17 protein-coding genes and 1 tRNA gene are annotated in these 22275 nt (G+C 64.9%); 8 read left to right on the top strand and 10 right to left on the bottom strand.

Features of this window, described 5'->3' with window-relative positions; genetic code table 11:
• The first annotated feature begins 145 nt into the window (after positions 1 to 145).
• The 3 genes from QX108_RS02890 to der all read left to right on the top strand — a co-directional run bounded on the left by QX108_RS02890 (position 146) and on the right by der (position 2861).
• The gene (locus QX108_RS02890; protein ID WP_315778932.1) at positions 146 to 799 is read left to right on the top strand and encodes a tetratricopeptide repeat protein; all 654 of its coding nucleotides are present in this window, start codon (positions 146 to 148) and stop codon (positions 797 to 799) included.
• 66 nt (positions 800 to 865) lie between these two features.
• Positions 866 to 1399, top strand: a complete 534-nt coding sequence (locus tag QX108_RS02895; protein ID WP_315779499.1) for a hypothetical protein — start codon at positions 866 to 868, stop codon at positions 1397 to 1399.
• 91 nt (positions 1400 to 1490) lie between these two features.
• The gene (gene der / locus QX108_RS02900) at positions 1491 to 2861 is read left to right on the top strand and encodes a ribosome biogenesis GTPase Der (RefSeq protein WP_315778930.1); all 1371 of its coding nucleotides are present in this window, start codon (positions 1491 to 1493) and stop codon (positions 2859 to 2861) included.
• On the opposite strand, the gene QX108_RS02905 is transcribed toward der, so the two are convergent.
• Positions 2750 to 3874 (bottom strand): acyltransferase, encoded by a 1125-nt coding sequence (locus QX108_RS02905; protein WP_315778928.1) that lies wholly within the window; start codon positions 3872 to 3874, stop codon positions 2750 to 2752. The two genes, der and QX108_RS02905, sit on opposite strands and share 112 nt — an antisense overlap.
• A gap of 179 nt (positions 3875 to 4053) precedes the next feature.
• A complete protein-coding gene (locus tag QX108_RS02910; protein WP_315778926.1) occupies positions 4054 to 5520 on the bottom strand; it encodes a short-chain fatty acyl-CoA regulator family protein in 1467 nt (488 codons plus the stop codon).
• Between the two features lie 146 nt (positions 5521 to 5666).
• Here QX108_RS02910 and QX108_RS02915 point away from each other — a divergent pair, with 146 nt between their 5' ends.
• Positions 5667 to 7304 (top strand): isocitrate lyase, encoded by a 1638-nt coding sequence (locus QX108_RS02915; RefSeq protein WP_172185731.1) that lies wholly within the window; start codon positions 5667 to 5669, stop codon positions 7302 to 7304.
• 310 nt (positions 7305 to 7614) lie between these two features.
• Here QX108_RS02915 and QX108_RS02920 read toward each other — a convergent pair whose 3' ends face one another.
• Positions 7615 to 8244, bottom strand: coding sequence for a LysE family translocator (locus tag QX108_RS02920; protein ID WP_315778922.1), 630 nt, complete (start codon positions 8242 to 8244; stop codon positions 7615 to 7617).
• A 982-nt stretch (positions 8245 to 9226) separates the two neighbouring features.
• On the opposite strand from QX108_RS02920, the gene QX108_RS02925 reads away from it, so the two are divergent.
• Together QX108_RS02925 and QX108_RS02930 are read left to right on the top strand one after the other, a co-directional pair.
• A complete protein-coding gene (locus QX108_RS02925) occupies positions 9227 to 9766 on the top strand; it encodes a hypothetical protein (protein WP_315720043.1) in 540 nt (179 codons plus the stop codon).
• Positions 9767 to 9892: 126 nt separating this feature from the next.
• Positions 9893 to 10393, top strand: coding sequence for a hypothetical protein (locus QX108_RS02930; RefSeq protein ID WP_315778920.1), 501 nt, complete (start codon positions 9893 to 9895; stop codon positions 10391 to 10393).
• Between the two features lie 139 nt (positions 10394 to 10532).
• Here QX108_RS02930 and QX108_RS02935 read toward each other — a convergent pair whose 3' ends face one another.
• A complete protein-coding gene (locus QX108_RS02935) occupies positions 10533 to 11273 on the bottom strand; it encodes a hypothetical protein (protein WP_315720045.1) in 741 nt (246 codons plus the stop codon).
• Between the two features lie 276 nt (positions 11274 to 11549).
• Here QX108_RS02935 and QX108_RS02940 point away from each other — a divergent pair, with 276 nt between their 5' ends.
• Positions 11550 to 12299 carry an endonuclease NucS domain-containing protein gene (locus QX108_RS02940; protein WP_315720046.1) on the top strand — a complete coding sequence of 250 codons (750 nt, stop codon included), beginning with the start codon at positions 11550 to 11552 and terminating at the stop codon, positions 12297 to 12299.
• A 101-nt stretch (positions 12300 to 12400) separates the two neighbouring features.
• Here QX108_RS02940 and QX108_RS02945 read toward each other — a convergent pair whose 3' ends face one another.
• The 5 genes from QX108_RS02945 to QX108_RS02965 all read right to left on the bottom strand — a co-directional run bounded on the left by QX108_RS02945 (position 12401) and on the right by QX108_RS02965 (position 19911).
• On the bottom strand, positions 12401 to 14107 hold the full coding sequence (locus tag QX108_RS02945; RefSeq protein ID WP_315778916.1) for a hypothetical protein: 1707 nt from the start codon (positions 14105 to 14107) through the stop codon (positions 12401 to 12403).
• A gap of 187 nt (positions 14108 to 14294) precedes the next feature.
• A complete protein-coding gene (locus QX108_RS02950) occupies positions 14295 to 15422 on the bottom strand; it encodes a TylF/MycF/NovP-related O-methyltransferase (RefSeq protein ID WP_315778914.1) in 1128 nt (375 codons plus the stop codon).
• Between the two features lie 273 nt (positions 15423 to 15695).
• Positions 15696 to 15771 (bottom strand) — tRNA-Lys (locus QX108_RS02955).
• Between the two features lie 509 nt (positions 15772 to 16280).
• Complete coding sequence (locus QX108_RS02960; protein WP_315778912.1) at positions 16281 to 18998, bottom strand: glycosyltransferase; 2718 nt, start codon at positions 18996 to 18998, stop codon at positions 16281 to 16283.
• Positions 18999 to 19335: 337 nt separating this feature from the next.
• Positions 19336 to 19911, bottom strand: coding sequence for a beta-1-3, beta-1-6-glucan biosynthesis protein (locus tag QX108_RS02965; protein WP_315726153.1), 576 nt, complete (start codon positions 19909 to 19911; stop codon positions 19336 to 19338).
• Between the two features lie 397 nt (positions 19912 to 20308).
• Here QX108_RS02965 and QX108_RS02970 point away from each other — a divergent pair, with 397 nt between their 5' ends.
• Entirely contained in the window at positions 20309 to 21883 is a 1575-nt protein-coding gene (locus QX108_RS02970; protein WP_315778910.1) for a beta-(1-6) glucans synthase, read from the top strand.
• Here the strand turns inward: QX108_RS02970 and QX108_RS02975 are convergent.
• Complete coding sequence (locus tag QX108_RS02975) at positions 21843 to 22223, bottom strand: hypothetical protein (protein WP_008963041.1); 381 nt, start codon at positions 22221 to 22223, stop codon at positions 21843 to 21845. The two genes, QX108_RS02970 and QX108_RS02975, sit on opposite strands and share 41 nt — an antisense overlap.
• Positions 22224 to 22275 lie beyond the last annotated feature (52 nt).

Raw genomic sequence — 22275 nt, forward strand, 5'->3', positions numbered from 1 at the left:
AGTAACGCCTTGATTCGGCTGGACTCGCCTTGCCACCGCCATATCGATACGGTATCGGCGCCGGCGTGCGGGCAAAGGGCGGCTCGCGCGGCACTTCAACATTCGTTCGCGCGATCTGGCAGCGAACCTGACGGGATGTCACTAAGTGTCTGAATTCATTGATGAGGTAGACGAGGAGGTCCGTCGGGAACAGCTCAAGAAGCTGTGGGACCGCTACTCGATCTTGATCATCGCGATCGCGGTGCTGATCATTGCGGGCGTCGGTGGCTGGCGCGCTTACCAATATATGGAGGCCCAGAAGGCCGCCGAGGCCGGCGTGGGCTTCAACAAGGCCATCGAGCTCTCCGAGCAGAACAAGCACGCCGAGGCCGAAAAGGCATTCGCCGATGTCGCTGCCGCGGCCCCATCGGGATACCGCATGCTGGCGCGCTTCCATCAGGCGGCCGAGGCCGCGGTGCGCGAAAAGGCCGCTGCGGTGAAGCTCTATGATGAGCTCGCCGCCGACCGCAGCATCGGCGCCGAGCAGCAATCGATGGCGCGCCTGCGCGCCGCCGGCCTCCTGGTCGACACCGCCCCCTATGCCGACATCAAGCAGCGGCTCGAGAGCGAGGCTGCAGCCGGCGCGCCGTTCCGTCACGCCTCCCGCGAGCTCCTGGCCCTGTCGGCGTGGAAGGCCAACGATGCGGCCGCGGCCCGTCAATGGCTCGACATGATTGCGCTGGATGGTGAGACGCCGCCGGGCCTGCGCTCGCGCGCCGAAGCGCTGCAGGCTCTGCTGCCTGCCGTCGCCAAGAGCTGACTCAGGAGCTGAGCCGATCGCGGGTGACGCGGCGGCGAAACTGAATTTGATCGGAAAATGACGACCATGCGCCGCCCACAACGCCTCATCGCCCTGACCGTCCTCGCCGCGCTCACGGGCGTTCTCGGCGGCTGCGCCAGCGGCGGCAGCTTCGATCCCTCGGACATGCTCGATTTCCTCGACACGAAGAAGAAGCTGCCGGGCGATCGTAAGCCGGTCTTCCCGGAAGGCGTGCCCGGTCTCGAGCAGGGTGTCCCGAAGGAACTCTACAAGGGCGCCCAACAGCAGCAGATGACCGATCCCGGCGCGCCGCAGGCGGCTGTGCCGCCACCCGCGCCCGAGGAGCCCAAGGGCAAGAAGGGCGCCAAGGGCCGGCAGGCCGCCGTCAGCAATCCGTCCCCCGCCGATCCGCAGGACGGCGAGGCGGCTGCGGTCGAGGAGGGGGCGGCGGCCGTTCCGCCGGCCCCGAAGCCGCAGAAGATCGTCCGCCGCCGCACCACCGCGCCGCCGCCGGATGAGGCCGCGCCCGCGCAGCAGCCCGTCCGCCAGTCCGGCGGCCAATTCCCGGCGCCGGTGCCGAGCGGCTCGTTCAGCCGCTAAACCGTTAAGCCCGTCCGCCGATCGCGTGATCAGCGGTTTCGGTTTTACGTCCGGATGCGCTAAAGCTGCGCGCTCACGCGCACGGATCATCATGTCCTTCACCATCGCCATCATCGGCCGGCCCAATGTCGGCAAATCGACCCTGTTCAATCGCCTGGTGGGACAGAAGCTGGCGCTCGTCGACGACATGCCCGGCGTCACCCGCGACCGCCGCGAGGGCGAGGCGAAGCTGCACGATCTCAGCTTCACGATCATCGACACCGCCGGGCTCGACGAGGGCCCGAAGGGCTCGCTGACCGCGCGGATGCAGGAGCAGACGGAGACCGCGATCGCGCTTGCGGATGCGCTGTTCTTCGTCATCGACGCCCGCATCGGCCTGACGCCGGCCGATCGCGCCTTCGCCGATTTCGCCCGCCGCGCCGGCAAGCCGGTGCTGCTGCTGGCCAACAAGAGCGAGGGCAAGCATGGCGAGCTCGGCGCCATGGAATCCTATGCGCTCGGCCTCGGCGATCCGATTCAGATCTCGGCCGAGCATGGCGAGGGCATGGGTGAGCTCTACGACGCCATCAGCAAGCTCGTGCCGCCCACCGAGGACGAGGACGAGGAGCATGAGGAAACCGACGAGGAGCGCGCTGCACGCCCGATCCGCGTTGCCATCGTCGGGCGCCCCAATGCCGGCAAGTCGACCCTGATCAACCATCTGCTCGGCGAGGAGCGGCTGCTGACCAGCCCCGAGGCCGGGACGACACGCGATTCGATCGCGGTCGAGATCGAATACAAGGGCCGCGGTTTCCGCATCTTCGACACCGCCGGCCTGCGGCGGCGCTCGCGCATCGAGGAGAAGCTGGAAAAGCTCTCGGTGGCGGATGCGCTGCGCGCGGTGCGGTTTGCCGAGGTCGTCGTGCTGATGATGGATGCGCAGAACCGCTTCGAGGAGCAGGATCTGCGCATCGCCGACCTGATCGAGCGCGAGGGGCGGGCGCTGGTCATCGCCGTCAACAAATGGGACCTGATGGAGGCTCAGCCGGGCCAGATCGCAGCCCTGCGCAGGGACGCCGACCATTGGCTGCCGCAGGTCGCGGGCGCGCCGATCGTGGCGGTGTCCGGCCTGATGGGCGAGGGCATCGACCGGCTGATGCAGGCCATCGTCCAGTCCTACGCGGTCTGGAACCGGCGCGTGCCGACGGCCGCGCTGAATCGCTGGTTCGAGGGCGCGATCGCCAACAATCCGCCGCCGGCGGTGTCGGGCCGCCGCCTCAAGCTCAACTACATCACCCAGACCAAGGCGCGGCCGCCGAGCTTCGTGCTGTTCTGCTCGCGCGCCGACGCCATCCCGCAATCCTACCTCCGCTATCTCGTCAACTCGATGCGCGAGACCTTCGAGCTGCCGGGCACGCCGGTGCGCATCACCCTGCGCGAGAAGGCGAACCCGTTCGCCCACAAGCGCAAGCGGCCGAACTGATCGGCGAGCCGGGTCCCTCGCGACAGCCGCAGCGGCTTGTCGACGACATGATAAGCGAGCATCGCGGCGGCCAGTGAAATGGCGACCTGGCTGATGCCCCAGTTCAGGTTCGGATAGATCCTGAACAGCGAGCCCGTGACCGCGAACAGCACCGGATAATGCAGGATATAGAGCGGGAAGCTGAGCTCGCCGAGATAGTCGAGCACGGCGGCGGTGCGGCCGCCGAGATCGCCGACGCGATAGAACACCACGACCAGCGTGCCGATCCAGGCGACGCAGTTCACGGCCGCGGAGCCGAAATTGTGGACGTCGAAGAACCTCGCCTGGGTTGCGACCGAGGCCAACCCCGCGAGGCCGAGCCACACCAGATAGCGCCGGTCGCGTGGCTGCCGGTAGGCCACCCAGCCGGCCAGCCAGGCCCACAGCATCACGATGCCGGTCAGCCAATAGGAGTTGCGGCCGGCGACGTATTCGTTGCGGAACAGGGGCCAGGCAACGAAGAACAGCCCGGAGGCGATCATCAGCGCGGGAATGTGCGGCCGGCCCTCGAGCTTTCTGAACAGCGGCGCCAGCAGATAGTACGCCGCCTCGATCGACAGCGACCAGGCCGGGTACAGGAAGGAGATCATGATCGGCAGGAAGGCTTCGAGCAGCAGCATGCAGCCGATGAACTGCAGCGCGGTCGGCGGCTTGGCAGGCGCGAGGTAGCCGCCGGCGGCGCCGAACATCGACCAGGCGAGCCAGCCGATCAGGACCGCGAGCACATTGAGCGGCAGGATCCGCAGGACACGGCGGCGCAGATAGCCCTCGGGCCGCGTCGCGATCGAGTGGTGAATGCTGAAGCCGGAGATGACGAAGAAGCACATCACCGCCATCAGGCCGCTCTTGGTCAGCACCGGAATGGCGCGCTCCGCCGGCCCGAAATTGTAGGTGTGGTCAAACAGCACCCACATCGCCAACAGAAACCTGAGGCCGCCGAGCACCGGCCAGAATCCACGCTGCGGCTCGTTCATGACGCTGCCTTCGCCGACGGCCGGGCGCACCGTGCGCCGGGTAAAGACCGTCAGTCCCAGCAATGAACAGTAATGGTCGGACACAATTCACAGCGGTATAATGATGCTCATCGACAGCTGGCGACGTCCGGTGTGCTCCTTTCGACTGCTTGTGTGCCATACCGGTCACAGACGCTCTCTCAATCCGACGAAAAGCCGAACGGCACCGACGACGTCCTGAAATCGTCGGGCAGGATCTCGCGGCCGATCGGCGGCGCCGAGCGGGCGGCGCATTTCGGCCGGTGGCAGACGCGGCAGGCGGTGCCGATCGGCGTCGGCGCGCTGGCATCGGGCCCATGGCCGTCGCGGGTGTAGATCAGGTGCCCGGCATGCTCGGCGGCGCAGCCCACCGCAATCGCGCGCTCGACGCGGACCGCGCCATAGGAGCCGCCGCCGGCGGTCACGGTGCGCGCGATCGAGAAGAACCGGCGGCCGTCCGGCAGCTCCAGCCATTGCGTCACGATCTGGCGCGGCGTCTTGAAGATGCCGTGCACCGACCACAGCGGGCAGGCGCCGCCGTGCCGCGCGAACGGAAATCCGGCGCCGTCCAGCAGTTTCGAGACATTGCCGGCGGGATCGATACGGATCAGGAAGAACGGAATCTTCTCGGCGCCCGGCTTCTGCAAGGTCGTGACGCGATGCGCTGTTTGTTCGAAGCTGGTGCCGAACTGCCGCGCGAGGGCTTCGAAATCGTAGGCCCTGGCATCGACCGCCTTGGCGAAGATCGAATAGGGCATGATGATCGCCGCCGCGGCATAGGCCGCGAGCGCGCGGCGCGCCAGCAGCTCGGCGGTCTTGCTCGCGAACTTGCCGTCCTCCAGCGCCGCGCCGATCTCGGTGTCGAGCTCGAGATAAGCGAGCTGCCGCGCCAGCTCGAACTTGAGACTGGCGCTGTCCAGCGAATCCTCGATCAGCAATTGCCGCCGGTGCAGATCGAGCCGCCTGAGCGAGCCGAGCATCACGTTCGGCGGCATGTAGCGGACCTGCAGTTTGTGCTTCTCGCGGAAGCGCTCGATGAAGCCTGCGGGGCTCGCGGTGACCTGGGGCGAGCCGGTCGCCGAGCCCTGGAAGACCGCCTGCGCCAGCCGCTCGGCGGCCTCGTCGAGCTGGGCGAAGTTGTTGCGGCGGGCGGCGAGGAAGCGGCGGACGTCGGCCACGGGATCGTTGGCGTCGAAGCCTTCGGGCAGCGGCGCGCCGCCGGAGATGGAAGGCGCACGCTCGGCCAGCGCCAGCTGCTCCTCGCGATAGGCGGTGTAGAGCCGCAGGAAGGCCTCGGCCATGCCGGGATAGCTGACGGCGAGGTCGGAGATCTCCAGCGCCGGGATGTCGATGTCCGAGAACATCGGATCCTTCAGGACGGACTGCATCCGCGCGGTGTGGTCGGCGCCGCCGTCGCCGGCGAGATCGGCCAGGTCGATCTTGTAGGTCCGGGCCAGCCGCAGCAGCATGTCGGCCGTGACAGGCCTCTGGTTCCGCTCCAACAGCGCGACGTAAGGTGCTGATATTTCGAGGTCCGCGGCCATGTCGGCCTGGGTCAGGCCGAGCTCGCGGCGCAGCCGGCGCAGGCGCGGGCCCATGAAGATCGAGCGTGCCGTGGCGGTACTCATGGCCGGTCATCTCCCGTCTGTAATCTCCTTACAGCTATACACGAGAGATTTGTAAAGTGTGACAAGTTTTCCGCGCAATGTCTGGTCCGTTCGCTGCGGGTGCTTACAACAGGTCCCAGGTTGTCCTTAACCAAGGGATCACGGACATGAACTTCCAACCGCGTGGACTGAACGACCAGGCTCTCCAAGGCTCCGCGTCCTACCAGGCCGAGGTCGAGGCGGCGCGTGCGCTGCTCGAGGCCAACCCGACCTGGAACGGCGTCACCGCCGAGGCCGTGGCGCGCATGCGCCTGCAGAACCGCTTCAGGACCGGTCTCGACGTCGCCCGCTACACCGCGGCCGTGATGCGCGCCGACATGGCCGCCTATGATGAGGACAGCACGAAGTACACCCAGTCGCTGGGCTGCTGGCACGGCTTCATCGCGCAGCAGAAGCTGATCTCGATCAAGAAGCATTTCGGCAAGACCGACCGCCGCTACCTCTATCTGTCCGGCTGGATGATCGCGGCGCTGCGCTCCGAGTTCGGCCCGCTGCCGGACCAGTCGATGCACGAGAAGACCTCGGTGCCCGCGCTGATCGAGGAGCTCTACACCTTCCTGCGCCAGGCCGACTCGCGCGAGCTGAACGATCTCTTCCGCACGCTCGACGCGGCCCGCAAGGCCGGCGACAAGGCGAAGGAGACCGAGATCATCGCCAAGATCGATGGCTTCCAGACCCACGTCGTCCCCGTCATCGCCGACATCGATGCCGGCTTCGGCAATGCGGAGGCGACCTATCTGCTCGCCAAGAAGATGATCGAGGCGGGCGCCTGCGCGCTGCAGATCGAGAACCAGGTCTCCGACGAGAAGCAGTGCGGCCACCAGGATGGCAAGGTCACCGTGCCGCATGACGTCTTCCTGGCCAAGATCCGCGCCTGCCGCCACGCCTTCCTGGAGCTCGGCGTCGAGGACGGCATCGTCGTCACCCGCACCGACTCGCTCGGCGCCGGCCTGACGCAGCAGATCGCCTTCTCCAGCCAGCCGGGCGACCTCGGCGACCAGTACAACAGCTTCCTCGATTGCGAGGAAGTGACGCCGGAGACGGCGCGCAGCGGCGACGTCATCATCAACCAGAACGGCAAGATGATGCGTCCGAAGCGGCTGCCCTCGAACCTCTATCAGTTCCGTCCCGGCACCGGCGAGGACCGCTGCGTGCTCGACTGCATCACCTCGCTGCAGAACGGCGCGGACCTGTTGTGGATCGAGACCGAGAAGCCGCATATCGAGCAGATCGCCAAGATGGTCGACCGCATCCGCAAGGTGATCCCGAACGCCAAGCTCGCCTACAACAACTCGCCGTCGTTCAACTGGACCCTCAACTTCCGTTGGCAGGTCTATGACGCGATGAAGGAGGCGGGCCAGGACGTCAGCAAGTACAACCGTGCCGAGCTGATGAAGGCGGAGTACGACGACACCCCGCTGGCGAAGGAAGCCGACGAGCGCATCCGCACCTTCCAGGCGGACTCGGCCAAGCGCGCCGGCATCTTCCACCACCTCATCACCTTGCCGACCTACCACACGGCCGCGCTGTCGACCGACAACCTCGCCCGCGAGTATTTTGGCGAGCAGGGCATGCTGGGCTACGTCAAGAACGTCCAGCGCGCCGAGATCCGCCAGGGCATCGCCTGCGTCAAGCACCAGAACATGGCCGGCTCCGATATCGGCGACGACCACAAGGAGTATTTTGCGGGTGAGAAGGCCCTGAAGGCCGGCGGCGCCCACAATACGATGAACCAGTTCGGCTGATTTCCGCCGGGTGACCAGCTGAACTGATGAGACCCGTCTGGAGCGGCAACGCTCCAGGCGGGTTTTGCTGTTGCGCGGACGATCCAAGGCGCAACTCGCTTTACATTGGATGAGCAAGCTGCTCATCGGCGATATGCCGTTTCGCCCTCGGACCTTAACCCTCATGGTGAGGAGCGCCGCCCTTGCGGCGCGTCTCGAACCATGAGGCCACAGTCGGGGCCTCGCCCTTCGAGACGCCCGCCTGCGGCGGGCTCCTCAGGGTGAGGAGCGAGGCCGCGGGTGTGGCCATGAGTTGCTCCGTTCGCTGCGCTCACCTCTCACTCAGCGCCAGCCGCGCACCCAACAAAGCAAAGCCACCCGCAAACGCCCGGCGCAGCCAGGTCATCACGCCGGGACGGCTCACGACGCGATCGCGCACCGCGGCCGCGAACAGCCCGTAGACCACGAACACCGCAAACGTCATCGCCATGAACGCGGCCGACAGCTCCAGCATGGCGGCGAGCGGATGGGCCTCGTCCGCCGCGATGAACTGCGGCAGGAAGGCGAGGAAGAAGATCGACAGTTTGGGATTGAGGATGTTGATCAGGAAGCCGGTCAGCACCACCCGCACGGCCGAGCGCGCATCCGCATCCTGCTTGTCATCATTCTTGGCCTCCACCGACAGCGCGCCGCGCTCGCCGAGCGTCTGCCAGGCCATGTACAGGAGATACGCCACGCCGCAATATTTTAGCGCGGCAAACGCCAGCGCGCTGGTGTGCAGCACCGCAGCGAGGCCGACGATCGCAGCCAGCATCGCCGGGATGATGCCGAGCGTGCAGCCGAACGCCGCCGCGATGCTCATCCGCGAACCCCGCGTCAGCGCCACCGCGAGCGTGTAGAGCACGCCGGTGCCGGGCGAGGCGACCACGATCAGCGAGGTCAGCAGGAAGGCAGTGGACATCGGCGGTCTCCCAGGTTCGCGGCCGCGAGGCGGCCGGCGTCTTTCAAATCGACCCCCAACATTCCACGCCGTACCGTCGGGCGATAGCCGGCGACGCTTCACGGGACGGCGAGCCGCCGAGGCGTGACGCTGGCGCCGCAGCGCGTGAGGGACATCAGGGCAGGGGACGCGTTCGACCGTCATCGCGGCGCGTTCGCGCCCGAGCTTTTCAGGTCGTCTCGCCCCCGAAAATACAGAGGGCGCGGGGAATGCCGGGCTGCTGGCCGCAACCCATGGCCCGCCTGCAGAAGAAAAAGCAGGCGGCAGTCACCACAGGTTCAGCCGGATCAACCCGGCATTCCCCGCGCGATGGTCTTCACGCTTATACGCGATCTCCCCGGTGTCCGGCTTGTTAGCCACCGTCGCCCCATGGGGTCATCATCCCCCAGGACTTGGCGCCAGCTTCGGGGCGCCAGGACCACGCGATTTCACGTCCGCGACCGGCTGTTCGTCCGCACGCCTCGAGCGCGCTGCAGCCAGCCGCGGCCACCGCTCCCCGCACCCAACGTCCGTGACGATCGCGATCCGCCCCTCTCGAGGAGCACGGGATGGCGACAATCAATCATGAAATTCGGAAAAAGGGAAGGAGAATGTTTTCGGCGACGGGACTGGACAGGGGTGATCGTCTTGACCGGCCTGACGAAATCAGTTTGTCCGCGCATCCTCCCAGCGATCCTCCGGCAAAGCGCAGCGTCTCGCGCCAGCATCCGGTGTCCGTCCCGAGAGGCTGCCCCATGAAGGCCCGCCGACCACTGCAATTCATGCGAGCATTGCGTGCCGGGACGGCAGCGAATGTGTCCGGCCCGCAACGAAGTCGGCTTTTTGTTAGTTGTTTCCATTCCCTCCGAGGTTGCGGCTATTGTTCCCCAGACCGGCCCCTGCTACCCCTGAAGTCATCGACAGTAGGGGTGCTGTGGGGGCTCAAATGAACGGTTTGCGTTGGATGGCCAGCTGGCTGGCCATCATTGGAGGGGCGTGTCTTGGCGGTTGTGCTGCGCCGCTTGCGGTCAACAATGTGACTGACATCCGGTCGACGACGGGCAGCCGAGGGATCGACGTCTACGAGCCGAAGCGCCGAACCGACGCCAGCGTGCCCGAGTTTGCGGGTGACCAGCTCGTGGAAGTGCGGACCTTTCACAATCCCGGCGGGGGAGGCGAGGTCGAGATGGCCGGAGCGTCCTGCTCGCTGGAAGCTTCCGGCTTCACCGCAACCATGACGAGCCCCGCAAAGGTGCGCGTCCCGCTCTATCGCGGACAGTCGAGCACGCTTGCCGTGACCTGCCAGAAGCCCGGCTATCAAAAGCGGATGATCACCGTCGCGCCGATCGATGCGACGCGCCAGGCGCGTCTGGCCAGCGGCATGAACGGCGGGATCCTTGGTGCGGTGATCGTGGCCGGCATCGACGCCGCCGCCGACAACTCGAAGAACGACTGGCGCTATCCGGTGGCGAAGGTGGTGTTGGAGGCCGATGCCCCGCGGTAGGGAAGGGACAGAGCTTTGGTCATCGGCGGTTAGGGCAGTTGCGGTGACGGTGCGTGAATCTGGCTGCGCGGGAATCCTGCGCGACGCTGTGTGTGTCTCCCGCGACGATGGATGGATCAGGCTTCCGTGCAGATCTTCTCGGACGCATTCGGCTTTGATGTAGGAGAAGCCAGGGAGCTTATTTGGCAAGGTGAAGAGGAAAGAGCTGTTGCCTATTTGGAGCAGTTCATAGCAAAGGGCTCTATCTTGGCCATGATCGAGATGGCGGAGTATTTGCTAGACAAGGGAGACAGCTCCTCGAGTTTGAGCTGGATGGAAAAGGCCGAACGGGCAATCGGACCCGAGGACTTCGATTCGCTTCTGTATCTTGCGGGAGCTCTTCGGCGCGGACTTGGAGCCGGGACTGCCAAGGAGCGCTATTTTCGAGCCTTCGATTTGAAGGAGCGAGTGGCGGAAGCGGGCCATCTGGGGGCCATTCGGGAGATGATAGTCAACTACGCTCATGGCCTGAATGGTGCTGCAAGGGATCCAGACCGGGCTATCTACTGGGTGAAGAAAGCTGCTGCGCTCAATGATGAAGAAGCGAAGCAAATTCTTCGAGACGAAGGTCCGCAGGGCGGATCGTGATCCGCTGTCTCGTGGCTCCATTGGCGCTGCTCCTGAATAACGCATGGACATTAGGAGTTACGGTGACAGTGCACGAAACTTGTTCGACCGCGGCGTTATGCAGCGACTTGCCGCGGCTGGCCGTGCGTTCCCAGTACGCTCAGGCCCCCGCCGGTGCCTGCGACACCTCGACCACATGCCGTTCTGTCCCGACCGTGATCACGATCGTATACGTCTTCGCCGCACCGGCCTGATCCGTCGGTGGGGCCAGATGCAGTTGTCCACCATACCACTCGCTCGGCATCAGGGTGTTGTCCTTGATCACCGCCTGCTCCAGCATCGCCATGTTGCGCTGGCCGGTCTCGATGGTTGCGGAGATCATGGCGTCGTTCTGGACCGCTGCGTTGTTCTGGGCGATCGCGGCAGCGGTCGGGCTGTAGAAGGTGCCTGTGCGGCCGCCGGGGGTCGTGTAAGTACCGTGCCCAGCCTGTGACGCGCTCACCGCGTTGGCGCCGGCGGCAAGGCCGGTCAGCACGGCGGCGGCGACCTGCCGGTTGCGCTCCTCCTGGACCAGCATCTCGTAGGTCACGACCTTCATCTCGAAGTCGGAGCCTGCGGCATGCTGCACGGCCTCGACCTGGGCGACGCGAAAATCGACCGGCTGGCGGCTGAGATTGTTGATGGCGACGACGAATACGGGGCGACCATTGCGCTGGAGCTGGCGTGAGGCCGGCCGTACGAGCACCAGCGAGGTCTTCTGGCGCGACACGAGCGCAGGCTGGCCGTCGCGCATCAGCGACTGCTGCTGTGGGTTCGAGGCCCGAAACGAGATCGTCTCGCCAGATGTGACACATCCCGCGAGCAGGCTGCACAGCATCAGCAGAGATCCCCAATGTCGCATTTTGGTCCCCAAATCAAAACATCCAATCGCAACCGATGCGGGAACTCAAGAGGCGCCTTTCTATTTTGGTGGCATATCCAACGGTTGTGCACAATGAGGGGGTTCGAATCTGCTCGGGAGAGAGGTGCAGCTGATTACCTCTGGTCGTTGGCGAGTTGCCGGTTCAGAATTAGTTCGTGGCGCGTGATTCAGTTCCTTCGCTTGGGACGTGAATGGCTACGTACTCTGAGCTCGACTTGCGACCTATACTAATCAGATCATCATCGGGGGACGGAAATGGCGATCTATGAGCGTCCGACAAAAACGCTTATGGCCGAATGGGCGAGCCAGCATCTTAAGCCGGGTCAGGAGTTCTCCAAATCCAACGTGCTGCCGTGGTTCGCGCAGCACTATCCGAAGATAAAGCGCAACACGGTTGTGATGCACATCGATGGCATGTCCATCAACAATCCCAATCGTAAGCACCATCAGAACATCAAGCCGGGGAGCGGGCATGATCTGTTCTATAAGCTCGGGCCTGATCGATATCGACTCTGGAATGTCGAGACAGATGGGCGACCCACATATCTGAGCGACCCGAAACCTGACGCTCTTTCGACGCTCACGGAAGACGTCGTCGAAGAGCGGGACGAGGCCGGTGGATCAGAGTTCGCCTACGAGCGCGACCTGCAGAATTATCTCGCCAAGAACCTTCAGCGAATTGAGCCGGGGCTACGTCTCTACGAAGAGGAAGAGATAAACGGCTTGGAATTTCAGGCGGGAGGCCGGTACATCGATATACTCGCCGTCGACGCAGAAGGCGGCTATGTGGTCATCGAACTCAAGGTGTCTCGTGGCTATGACCGTGTGATCGGTCAGCTTCTTCGCTATATCGCCTGGGTGGAGAAGAACATGGAGACGTCCCGCCCTGTGCGCGGGATCATCGTGGCGAAGGAGATAACCGAGGATCTAAAGCTCGCTGCGTCTCGAATCGAGGGAGTCCGGCTCATCGAATACGAAATCGAGTTCAGATTGAGGCCGATCTAACCGCGCCAGGGTGGATGGCCGCGAGGCAGCCACGGCAAGGCCTGAGCCGTGGCTGCCTCTCTTGCGGTAGCTCCGCTGCCGGCTCTGAACCTGGCGAGCCGCTAATGTCCGACCAAGGACGCTGAGTTGTTCATCGGTGCCGGACTGCGAGGATCAACTCCGATACTTTGCCCCGGTTTGACCAGAGCAAACTGCGCGGCGAGGGCGAGGCCGTAGGCGATGCCGAAGGTGGTGCCGGTCGCCAGGAAGCGGAGCTTGTTGGTGTCCCATACGGCGCCCTCCGGGGCGACGAGGGTGAAGAGCGAGGGCAGCAGCAGGAACACCACTCCGAGCGAAAAGGCGAGGCAATTGAGATTGCGCCAGAAGATCCTGGACGGGGACATGTCGATGTCGGGCAGCGCCGAGCAGCTCTGCCGGTCGAGGTAGTAGGAGATGTACACGGACACCAGGGCCGGGCCGAGACCCCACCTGAGCATCCGGAAGTAGAGGTCGGAGAAGGGAAGCGCGCGCGATGCGTCCTCGCCGAAGACGTGCACCGCCAGAGCCAGGCCGAAGGGCCCGGCGGCAAATGCGACCAGGAAGGTCCAGCAATACGTGACCATCGGCGACTGGTCGAAGGCCGACCCGAGCGAATGCGCGGCCAGTCGAAGCACCAGAACCAGGCCGATGGCGAAGCCGAAGTTCGACATCGAATACAGGACCCAGGCGAGCATGCGACCTGAATCCTGCCCCATGACGAGCCCCTGGCCCTGGAGCGCATCGAAGGTGACCGCCGACAGATAGACGCCGAGATGCGCAGCGGCGATCAGGACGACGGCATAGATGATCCAATATTGCAGCGGGTTCTGGATGACCGGCGCGTCGACGTCGACGCCGAATTCGCGGGCTTCTGCGCAGAGAGCGCGTCGCGAGCCATTCCGGTAGATCAGGTAGCAGGCGATGAGCCGAGCAAACCGGCTGTGCAGACGCTTGATGCCCTGATCGACGTCGACGATCGCGAACTTTGCGACGGAGCCCGACTTCCGCTGCTTCATCGTCCACGAGGTCTGCTCGAATTCGGCGATCAGCTTGTCGTAGCCGAAGCTCGCTTCGGTGAAGAAGGTGGCATCGTTGCCCGCCTCATGACCCTTTTGCAGCCACCAGTTCATGTAGCAGATCTCGGCCCACAGGCGGTCCGGCGTCTGGCGGTCCTTCTGGAAGTCGCGCTCGGTCAGCGCGCGCGAGTTCGCGATGACCAGCGGAATGACTTTCTCCGACACGCGCAACGCATACCGTATCTGGGCAATGATCTCCTTGGCGAGCTGGGGAACGCTGATCCACAGGTGGATCACGTCGCGCATCCCCAGCAGCAGGTTCCAGTCAGCCTCCTTGGTGAGAAGGTAGAGATAGACGGCACCGATCGCCGCGACGACGGCGATATAGGGGGCCGAGTTCTCCGCGATCGCCTTCAGAATGGGCTCCGGAATGATGCCGGGCGGCGCCATCGCGAGGATCGGCTGATGCTCCCGGACCAGGATCAGGAAGACGCCGCAGGCGAACAACGTGTACGCAATGCTGCCGAGAAGGTATTGCGATCGGTTGGTCATGTAGCGCGGAATGGTCGGGAATTCGTCGACGGCAACGTCCCGGCCGAAGGCGCTCCAGGCCAGCCGGGCCGCGGTGGCCAGTCCCAGCAGCGTAATGGCCCATTGCATCACCACCGACGAGTCGATCTCGAGCGCGCCCGTCGGCGTGGGCTGCGCAAGCGCAGGGCAGGCCGCAAGCAGCGGGATGAGGTTGAAGAGGAGGATGCGACGTAGGCGAACCATGACCGAAACTCCTACATGTTGTGTGGAAGTCGCGATCGGATCGTAAGTCCCAACTGGCGGGAACCCGTGTGAGAAATGTGTGAATTGTCCAGCGCGCGCCGCTTCCGCCGCCGGGCGGCTCACGTGGTCCACGATCTCGCAGCTGAAAAAATCGGCGATTTCGCCGGTATGGGCCGGCCGCCGATCGTTATGGAGCGCCGTTCCGATGTGCGGCCTCTGGCGCCGATGGCGGCTTGATCATCAGGCCTTGCCCTGTGGGAAGCGCGAGAATGTCCACGCCATGCTGAGAGGCCCAAGTGTCGAATGCACGCTTCTGGGCCTCGTATCGAACGAAACCATAATCGTCGAGCAGAACCGGGGCACCCGGCTGGAGCTTGCTCCAGAAATGGTCGATGGCTGCGATCTCGGGCGTGACGTTGTTCATGTCGATCGAAAGATATGCGACCGCATCGATGTCGACGGTCGACAAGCTTGATGGGACACTGCCACGAATGATTTCGACGTTCTTGTAATCGGCGAAATTGCGAACAACATCCTCATAGATGTCGGTCTTGTACATCTCCCGGAAGTAGCCGAGATTGCCGCTTGCGACCTCCTCGTCGGTGACGAGTCGCTCGTCGACACCGGCAAACGTATCAAACAGAAAAAATCGACGGTGGATGTTGTTCCAGTCGAGATAGTGCATGATTGAAGAGCTGAGCATGCCGCGACATACGCCACATTCGACAAAATCGCCACCAAGGCTGACGGCGATGCTGGCGCACCAGAGCGCAACGTGCGTCCGCCAGAAATATCGAGGCTCATAGCCCTCGGCGACGACGCCCCGTTCGTAGGCGGCGACGAAGCGCGGATCCCGCATGAAGTCATGGTTATGCACGATCGCAGGATCGGTTCGCAGTCCCCAGTAATCGTATACGGGTGTGTAGAGCCGGTGACCCGCAACGTCCGGAGTTGAAGGCTCGCTCGTTGCGCCGCCGTTCGCTCCGGCCAGTTGCAGCTTGAGTTTGATCAGCTCGGCCGACATCTCACGAAGCGCCAAGCTCTCGCGCTCCAGGTTCTGGAGGTAGATGGCCGGTACCGTCTCCGTCGGATCGCCGGCTTGCGAAACCGGACGGAAGTGATGCGAACCTTCGTTGCACAATGGCGCGTGATCGACTTCGGCGGCGTCGTCGTTCGGTCCGGCCTCGTCGTCCTGCTTGCTCGCATGTCCATTGTGAGCCGTCGAGATCAGCCGATCGAGCGTTGATTGGCGAACGAGATGGAAGCCGACACCGTTGAGCATCCGGTTGATCACGGCGCCATAGCTTGCAGACATGCTGGCTCCCCCGGCGCGCGAGCGCCTTGCCAAAAAGGCCTTACCTGAAATCGATAGAGACGAATAACGATACTTATGGTTGTCGACCTTAGCCGCTGGCCGCGCAGACTGCAATTCCCAAGGAGGTCTCGGTGCCGACAAAATCCAGCTCACGCGAGAGCGCGGTCCGCGGATCGCGCTCGTCTCACGTCCATAGGTGGGCCGGCCGTCGGATCATCCGACATGGCCAAGGCAGGCGCTTGCCAAAGCTGAGTATCGAAAGTTCGGGATTCTTGGTGAGCGCGCCGGGACTCGAACCCGGGACCCCATGATTAAAAGTCACGTGCTCTACCGGCTGAGCTACGCGCTCGCTCCCAAGGAAGCGGTGTGACGGCTCAAACCGTCACTGTCCGGATCGTCGGCAGGTGACCATCAGAACGCTTGCGGCGGGGCTGTGGTTCACTGCGGCCATGGACACGGGGCGGTGAAGGCCCCGGCCTTGGGCCGCATGCTGTCGTGGCCGCTGTGTAGGGGGTGGGTGCGGTCCGGTCAATAGGGGGCGGGGTGAAACCACAGGGGGTGGGTGGAGGTGGTGGTCGGCGGGAGTATGCCGCACCAGCGGGCCTCGTGGTTCGAGACGCACCGCCTTTGGGCGGCGCTCCTCACCACGAGGGGTGGGAGATTCGGTGTGTCGAGCTGAGGGCAGGTCGGCTGCGCCATGCCCGGTGTCATTCCGGGGCAGCCCGTCAGGGCTGAACCCGGAATCTCGAGATTTCGGGTTCGATGCTGCGCATCGCCCCGGAATGACGGGGAGATGGAGAGGACGCGTCGCGCGGCGCAGATCGGCAGGGAGGGCGGCCGGGCGCTGCGTTCTCCCGCCTACACCTTCTCCGGCACCTTCGTCGCCGCCGCGCTCAGCGGGGCCGGCTGCATCGGCTGCAGCATTCCTGGGCCGGCCAGCTCGGGCACCCAGACCGGGCGCAGGCCGATCAGCTCGGCGGTGCGGACCCGGGCGTAGCGCCAGAACTCGAAGGAGTTGATGCGCGACATCTCCAAGAGCGCGATCGCGACCGCGGACAGGAACGGCAGGCTCTCCAGGATCAGGACCGCGGCGAAGATATAGAGCTCGGTGATCTGCAGCGTATTGGTGGTGATCAGGATGGCGGCGCCGATCAGGAGCAGGGCGCCGATCACGGCCTCCCAGAACGCCTGGAACTCGATCGACATCCTGGAGAGACCGCCCTTGGACGTGCGGGCAAACGCCAGATGCTCGGTGATCAGACCCTGCGCCACGGCGCGGCTGACGGTCCATTGCACGCTCATTGCGGCGATCATCGCGCCCAGCATCTGCCAGGGCCGGACCGCGACGCGCAGCCGGTAGAGGATCAGGAAGTGCGCGAGCGAGACCACGAAGGCGGCGATGATCGGGATGGTCAGGATCTTGTCGGGAATGGCGATGCCGGCGAAGGCCACGATCGGCACCCAGATCAGGTTCAGAATCGCAACGACGACGCCGAGGCTCTCGGCGCCGAGCCAGTTGAGCCAGCCGAGCGAGAACTCGCGCTTCTGGTCCGCCGTCAGCCGGCTGCGGCCGGGCAGGAAGCGCTGCCAGTGCTTCTTGACGATCTGGAAGCCGCCATAGGCCCAGCGGTGGCGCTGCTTCTTGAACGCCTCGTAGGTGTCGGGCAGCAGGCCAGAGCCGTAGCGGGTGGCGGTGTAGTGCGTCTGCCAACCCAGCTCCTGGATGGCGAGGCCGAGATCGGTGTCCTCGCAGATCGTGTCGCTCGACCAGCCGCCGGCCATGTCCATCGCCGCGCGCCGGATCAGACACATCGTGCCGTGCACGATGATCGCGTTCTCCTCGTTGCGCTGGACCATGCCGATGTCGAAGAAGCCGGCATATTCGCCGTTCATGATGTAGTGCATCAGCGACAGATCCTCGTCGCGATGCTCCTGCGGCGCCTGCACCAGGCCCACGGCGGGATCGGCGAAGGCCGGCACGAGGTCGGACAGCCAGTCGGGCGTCACGACATAGTCGGCGTCGATGATTCCGATGATCTCGGCGTCGGCGGCGGTGCGCTCCATCGCGATGCGTAGCGCGCCGGCCTTGAAGCCCTTGACCTTCTCGGCGTTGATGAACTTGAAGCGCTCGCCGAGCATGCGGCAGTGATCCTGGATCGGCTGCCAGAACGCCGGGTCGGGCGTGTTGTTGATGATGCAGACGACCTCGTAGTTCGGGTAGTCGAGGCGCGCCAGCGCATCCAGCGTCTGCTTCATCATCTCGACCGGCTCGAAATAGGCCGGCACGTGGATCGAGACCTTCGGGCAATAGCCCTGCGGCATCGCGGCGCGGTCGCGCGCGACCTTGTCGCGGGTGAGCAGGCGGCGCGGCGCGCGGCCGAAGGCGATCGCGGCGATCTCCTCGATGCGGGCCATCGCGATCAGGATCAGGGGAACCAGGAGGATCAGGCCGAGGGTCAGCGCGAAGGTCGAGCCCCAGACGAAATAATGCACGTTCCAATAGGCGAAGACGTTGGAGACCCAGGCGCCGACGCCATGGGCCGTGATCGCGAGCACCATCGCCTGCAGCACGGTCGGCTGGCGCAGCCGTGCGATCGGGAGCGACAGCAGCACGCCGACGAGCAGCGCGATGGCCGCGAGCTTCCAATAGTCCGGGTTCACGATCGGGCCGGACCAGGCGAATTTCGCCTCACGCGAGGCGTTCAGCACGCCCCAATACGGGCCGACGCCGCCCTCGAAATATTTCCAGGGCTGATCGATCGCCTCGACGATGTTGTACTCCATGCCGATCGAGGCAGCCTGGGCGAGAAAGTTGCGCAACACCTGCGCCTGCCGGAGCGGGCCCGGCACGGCGGGGCCGCGATTGCCGTCGCTGCGGCTGTAGCCCTGGCTCGGCCAGCCGAACTCGGCGATCATGATGCGCTTGCCGGTGAACTGCTTCTTCAGGAGCTGATAGCGATCCACCGCCTGATCGACGGCCTGGTCGTCGGTGAAGAATTCCCAATAGGGCAGGACGTGCGCGGCGATGAAGTCGACATTGGCCGCGAGCTCGGGGTTGTCGCGCCAGGTGTTCCAGACGTCGCCGGTGGTGACGGGCACGCTGACCGATTTTTTGACGCGCTTGATCTTCTCGATCAGTTCGCCGACCTTCTGCGTGTCGGTGAGGATGGTCTCGTTGCCGACGACGATGCCGATGACGTTGCTGTTGCGGCGGGCGAGGGTGATGGCCGATTGGATTTCGCGCTCGTTGCGGTCCGGATCCTTGTCGATCCAGGCGCCGAGCATCACTTTCAGGCCAGCCTCCGCGGCCAGCGGCGGCACGATCTCGAGGCCGCCGGTCGACGAGTAGAGCCGGATGGCCCGCGTCATCGTGGCCAGCTTCTTCATGTCGGCGCGGATACGGTCCGGCGACGCCACGGTGCTGGGACCGGGGGCTCCGGTTCCTTCATGTGGATCGTAGGAGACGCTCTGCAGCAGGCCGGTGAAATTGGGGGCCTCCTGCTGCTCCTGCAGCAGACCCCAGAGGGCGGCGTGCACGGCAGTGACGAGGAGCAGGACGGCGACGACGGCGCGCATGGGAGGGGCAACCATTCCTAGGATCAAGGCGGCGGTGAAGCGGAGCGGTCGAGCGCCGTTCCATCTCGGATATGCGATGCGACTGGGATCATGCTCACGCGTGACGTTCGACGATGAACGGCGAAGGCGATCACTCTCGCGCCGTCACGGCCGAAGGCCGCGACAAATGCATTCCAACAGAGCCCACTCATGCTGAACGGTGCCTGAACCAGGGCGCGGCCAAGTGCGTCAACGACGTCGATCGCATCCTGCCATGTCATCGGAGCGCTGTCATGCGCGCGCCACGCATGGAGTCCGGTCGTCGCGATCTTGCGTCCAGCCTGCCTCGCGGCGCGGTTCACTTCGCCGGAGGCTGCGGGGGCGAGGCCTGGGGGGCAGGCTGCTGCGCCGGCGCTGGCGAAGCCTGCGCGGCCGGTGTCGGGGCCGGGCCGGGCGCCGGCGCCGCAGCCACCTGCGGCTTGGCGTCGGGATTGATCCAGCAGCCGTGGACGTGGTTGTTCAGCGAGTTCGGCACCTTCGGATCGATCTGCGGAAAAAAGCGCGTCAGACAGCGGAAGGCCGCCTGGACATGGCCGCCCGGGCAGCCGAAACGGTCATAGAGGTCGAGGTGGCGGAAGGCGGTATCGAGGTCGTCATTGTACATCAGCTGGACGACGCGGCGGCCGAGCCAGACGCATTCGGGGTTGCCGGCCGGGCCGCCAGAGAGCGCCTGTGACGCCTCGGTAAACTCGTCGGCCTTGCGCTGGTTCTCCTTCGACTGGTCGGCCGGGTTGGCCGCCTGCGGCTTTTGGTCCTGGGGATGGTCGCTGCCGCTCTGGGCGAAGGCGCCGGGGGCGCCGACGAGGACCATGAGGGCCAGCGACGCGAACAGGCGCGAAACCGAAAACTTGGACTGGAGCACGCGTCGACCCATAAATTCCCCGATGGTTGCCTTCATGTCGTCCCCTGGGGGACGCAGTGTTGATGCCGATCAATTCGGCCCCGATTGCGGCGGGAGGTTGATTCCGACCTTCGCATGCCGTTCCTAAAATGGCGTTCCTAACGGGCGCATGAACGGCCCCGAGACCTCGGGCGCAACGGTCGGGTCAACCGGGGATTCCCAATGACCGGAATCTCGGATTTTGTCCAGCAACGGCCCAACTTTCTCGCGTCATCGTAAAAGCGGGATTGGGAACAGGCGTACGCCGTGCCAGAAGCTCCGGAGATCGCCTACTTGGCAGATCGCCCCCGACCGGGTAATCGACACCACCCTGCCTGGAGACACGGAACTGAAATCCCTTCCTACGCCGCTGGCGCTTCTGCTCGTATCCTTGGGTGTCATCGCCGCCGCGTGGTGGTGGCTGGCCAGGCCGATCACGCTCGCGCGCGCGCCGATCGACCCCGGTTCGAAGCTGCAGTGCGTGTCCTACGCGCCGTTCCGGGGACAGCAGAGCCCGCTCGATCCGACCACGCATATCGACGCCGGGCAGATCGAGCAGGACTTGGTGCAGCTCGCCAAGATCTCCGAATGCGTGCGCACCTATTCGATCGAGAACGGCCTTGATCAGGTGCCGGAAATCGCGTCCCGGGTCGGCATCAAGGTGATCCAGGGCATCTGGCTCGGCTCGAACAGGCTGAAGAACCAGCAGCAGATCGGCATCGCTGTCGACCTGATCAAGCGCTATCCGAAGGTGATCACGGCCGTCGTGGTCGGCAACGAGGTGCTGCTCCGCGGTGAGATGACCACCGCCGACCTCGCCGCCACCATCCGCAGCGTCAAGGCGCAGGTCCAGGTTCCCGTGACCTATGCCGACGTCTGGGAGTTCTGGCTGCGCAACCGCGAGCTCTACGACATCGTCGATTTCGTCACCGTGCACATCCTGCCCTATTGGGAGGACATGCCGGTGCGCGCCAAGTTCGCCGCCTCGCATGTCGACACCATCCGCCAGCAGGTCGGCGTGGCGTTTCCCGGTAAGGAGATCCTGATCGGCGAGACCGGCTGGCCCAGCGAGGGCCGCATGCGCGAGGGCGCGCTGCCGTCGCGCGCCAACCAGGCCCGCGTGGTCTCGGAGATCCTCACTCTCGCCAAGCGCGAGAATTTCCGCGTCAATCTGATCGAGGCCTATGACCAGCCCTGGAAGCGCAAGCTCGAGGGCACCGTCGGCGGTTATTGGGGTCTGATCAGCGACGACACGCGCGCGCTGAAGTACCCGCCGGGCGAGCCCGTCAGCAACTATCCGCAGTGGAAGCTGCAGATGGCCGCCGGCATGGTGCTGTCGTTCATGGTGTTCCTGGCGGGCTGGCTGACGGTGCGCCGCCGGCCCTGGCCGCCGCACATCTCGGCCTGGATCGGGGTCGGCATCTCCGCAACCACGGCGGGCGTGCTGTTCGGCATGGCCGCGGACAAGATGTTCTATGAGAGCCTGGGCGTGGGCGGGTGGCTGCAATGGGGCGCGCTGCTCGCTGCCGGCGTGCTGGCGCCGATCCTGGCCGCCAATGCGGCCATGGCCGGCCGCCCGTTGCCGACCTTCCTCGACCTGCTCGGACCGGATGATGGCCGCAAGCAGCTCAAGATCACCTATGCGCTGGGCCTGACGCTGGTCGTCGCCGTGCTGATCGCGGCCGAGACGGCGCTCGGCTTCGTGTTCGATCCGCGCTACCGCGATTTCCCGTTCGCCAGCCTGACCATGGCGGTGGTGCCGTTCGCGATGCTGCTCGGCAATCGTCCGGCGCAGGGCGCCCGGCCGATCGCCGAGGCCAGCTTCGCCGGGCTGCTCGCGATCTCTTCAGTCTACGTGATCTACAACGAGGGGCGCGACAATTGGCAGGCGATGTGGACCTGCGCGATGTATCTGCTGCTGGCGTTCACGCTGTGGCGGGCGCGGGCCGGGCAAAGCCGAGGATGAGCAGGCCGATCGCCAGCCCCGACAGCACGATGTTGTAGAGCACGATGCCGAGGCCGGCGGCGATCAGTCCGCCGGTCAGCAGCACGATCGACGGCCGCATCACGTGCAGCACCGCGATGACGAGCGCGGTGGCGCCGAACACCGAATTCTTGAACAGCGTGGTCGCGACCGCCCGGCTCTTGCAGGCCAGCGTCTGCAAACCCGCGTCGCAGGCCAGCGCGACGCTCGACAGCTCGATTGCGAGATAGCGCAGATACAGGGCGTAGCCGACGGTGACGAAGCCGACGATCAGGAGCCATTGCACCTGATAGGGCGAGAGGCGGAACGGGGTCTTTTTCATGCGCGGGACTATGCTGCGGAACGGATCGGCGGACAAGCCGCAAAGGCGCTTC

The sequence above is a fragment of the Bradyrhizobium sp. SZCCHNR1002 genome (assembly GCF_032381435.1).
Classification (GTDB): Bacteria; Pseudomonadota; Alphaproteobacteria; order Rhizobiales; family Xanthobacteraceae; genus Bradyrhizobium; species Bradyrhizobium aeschynomenes.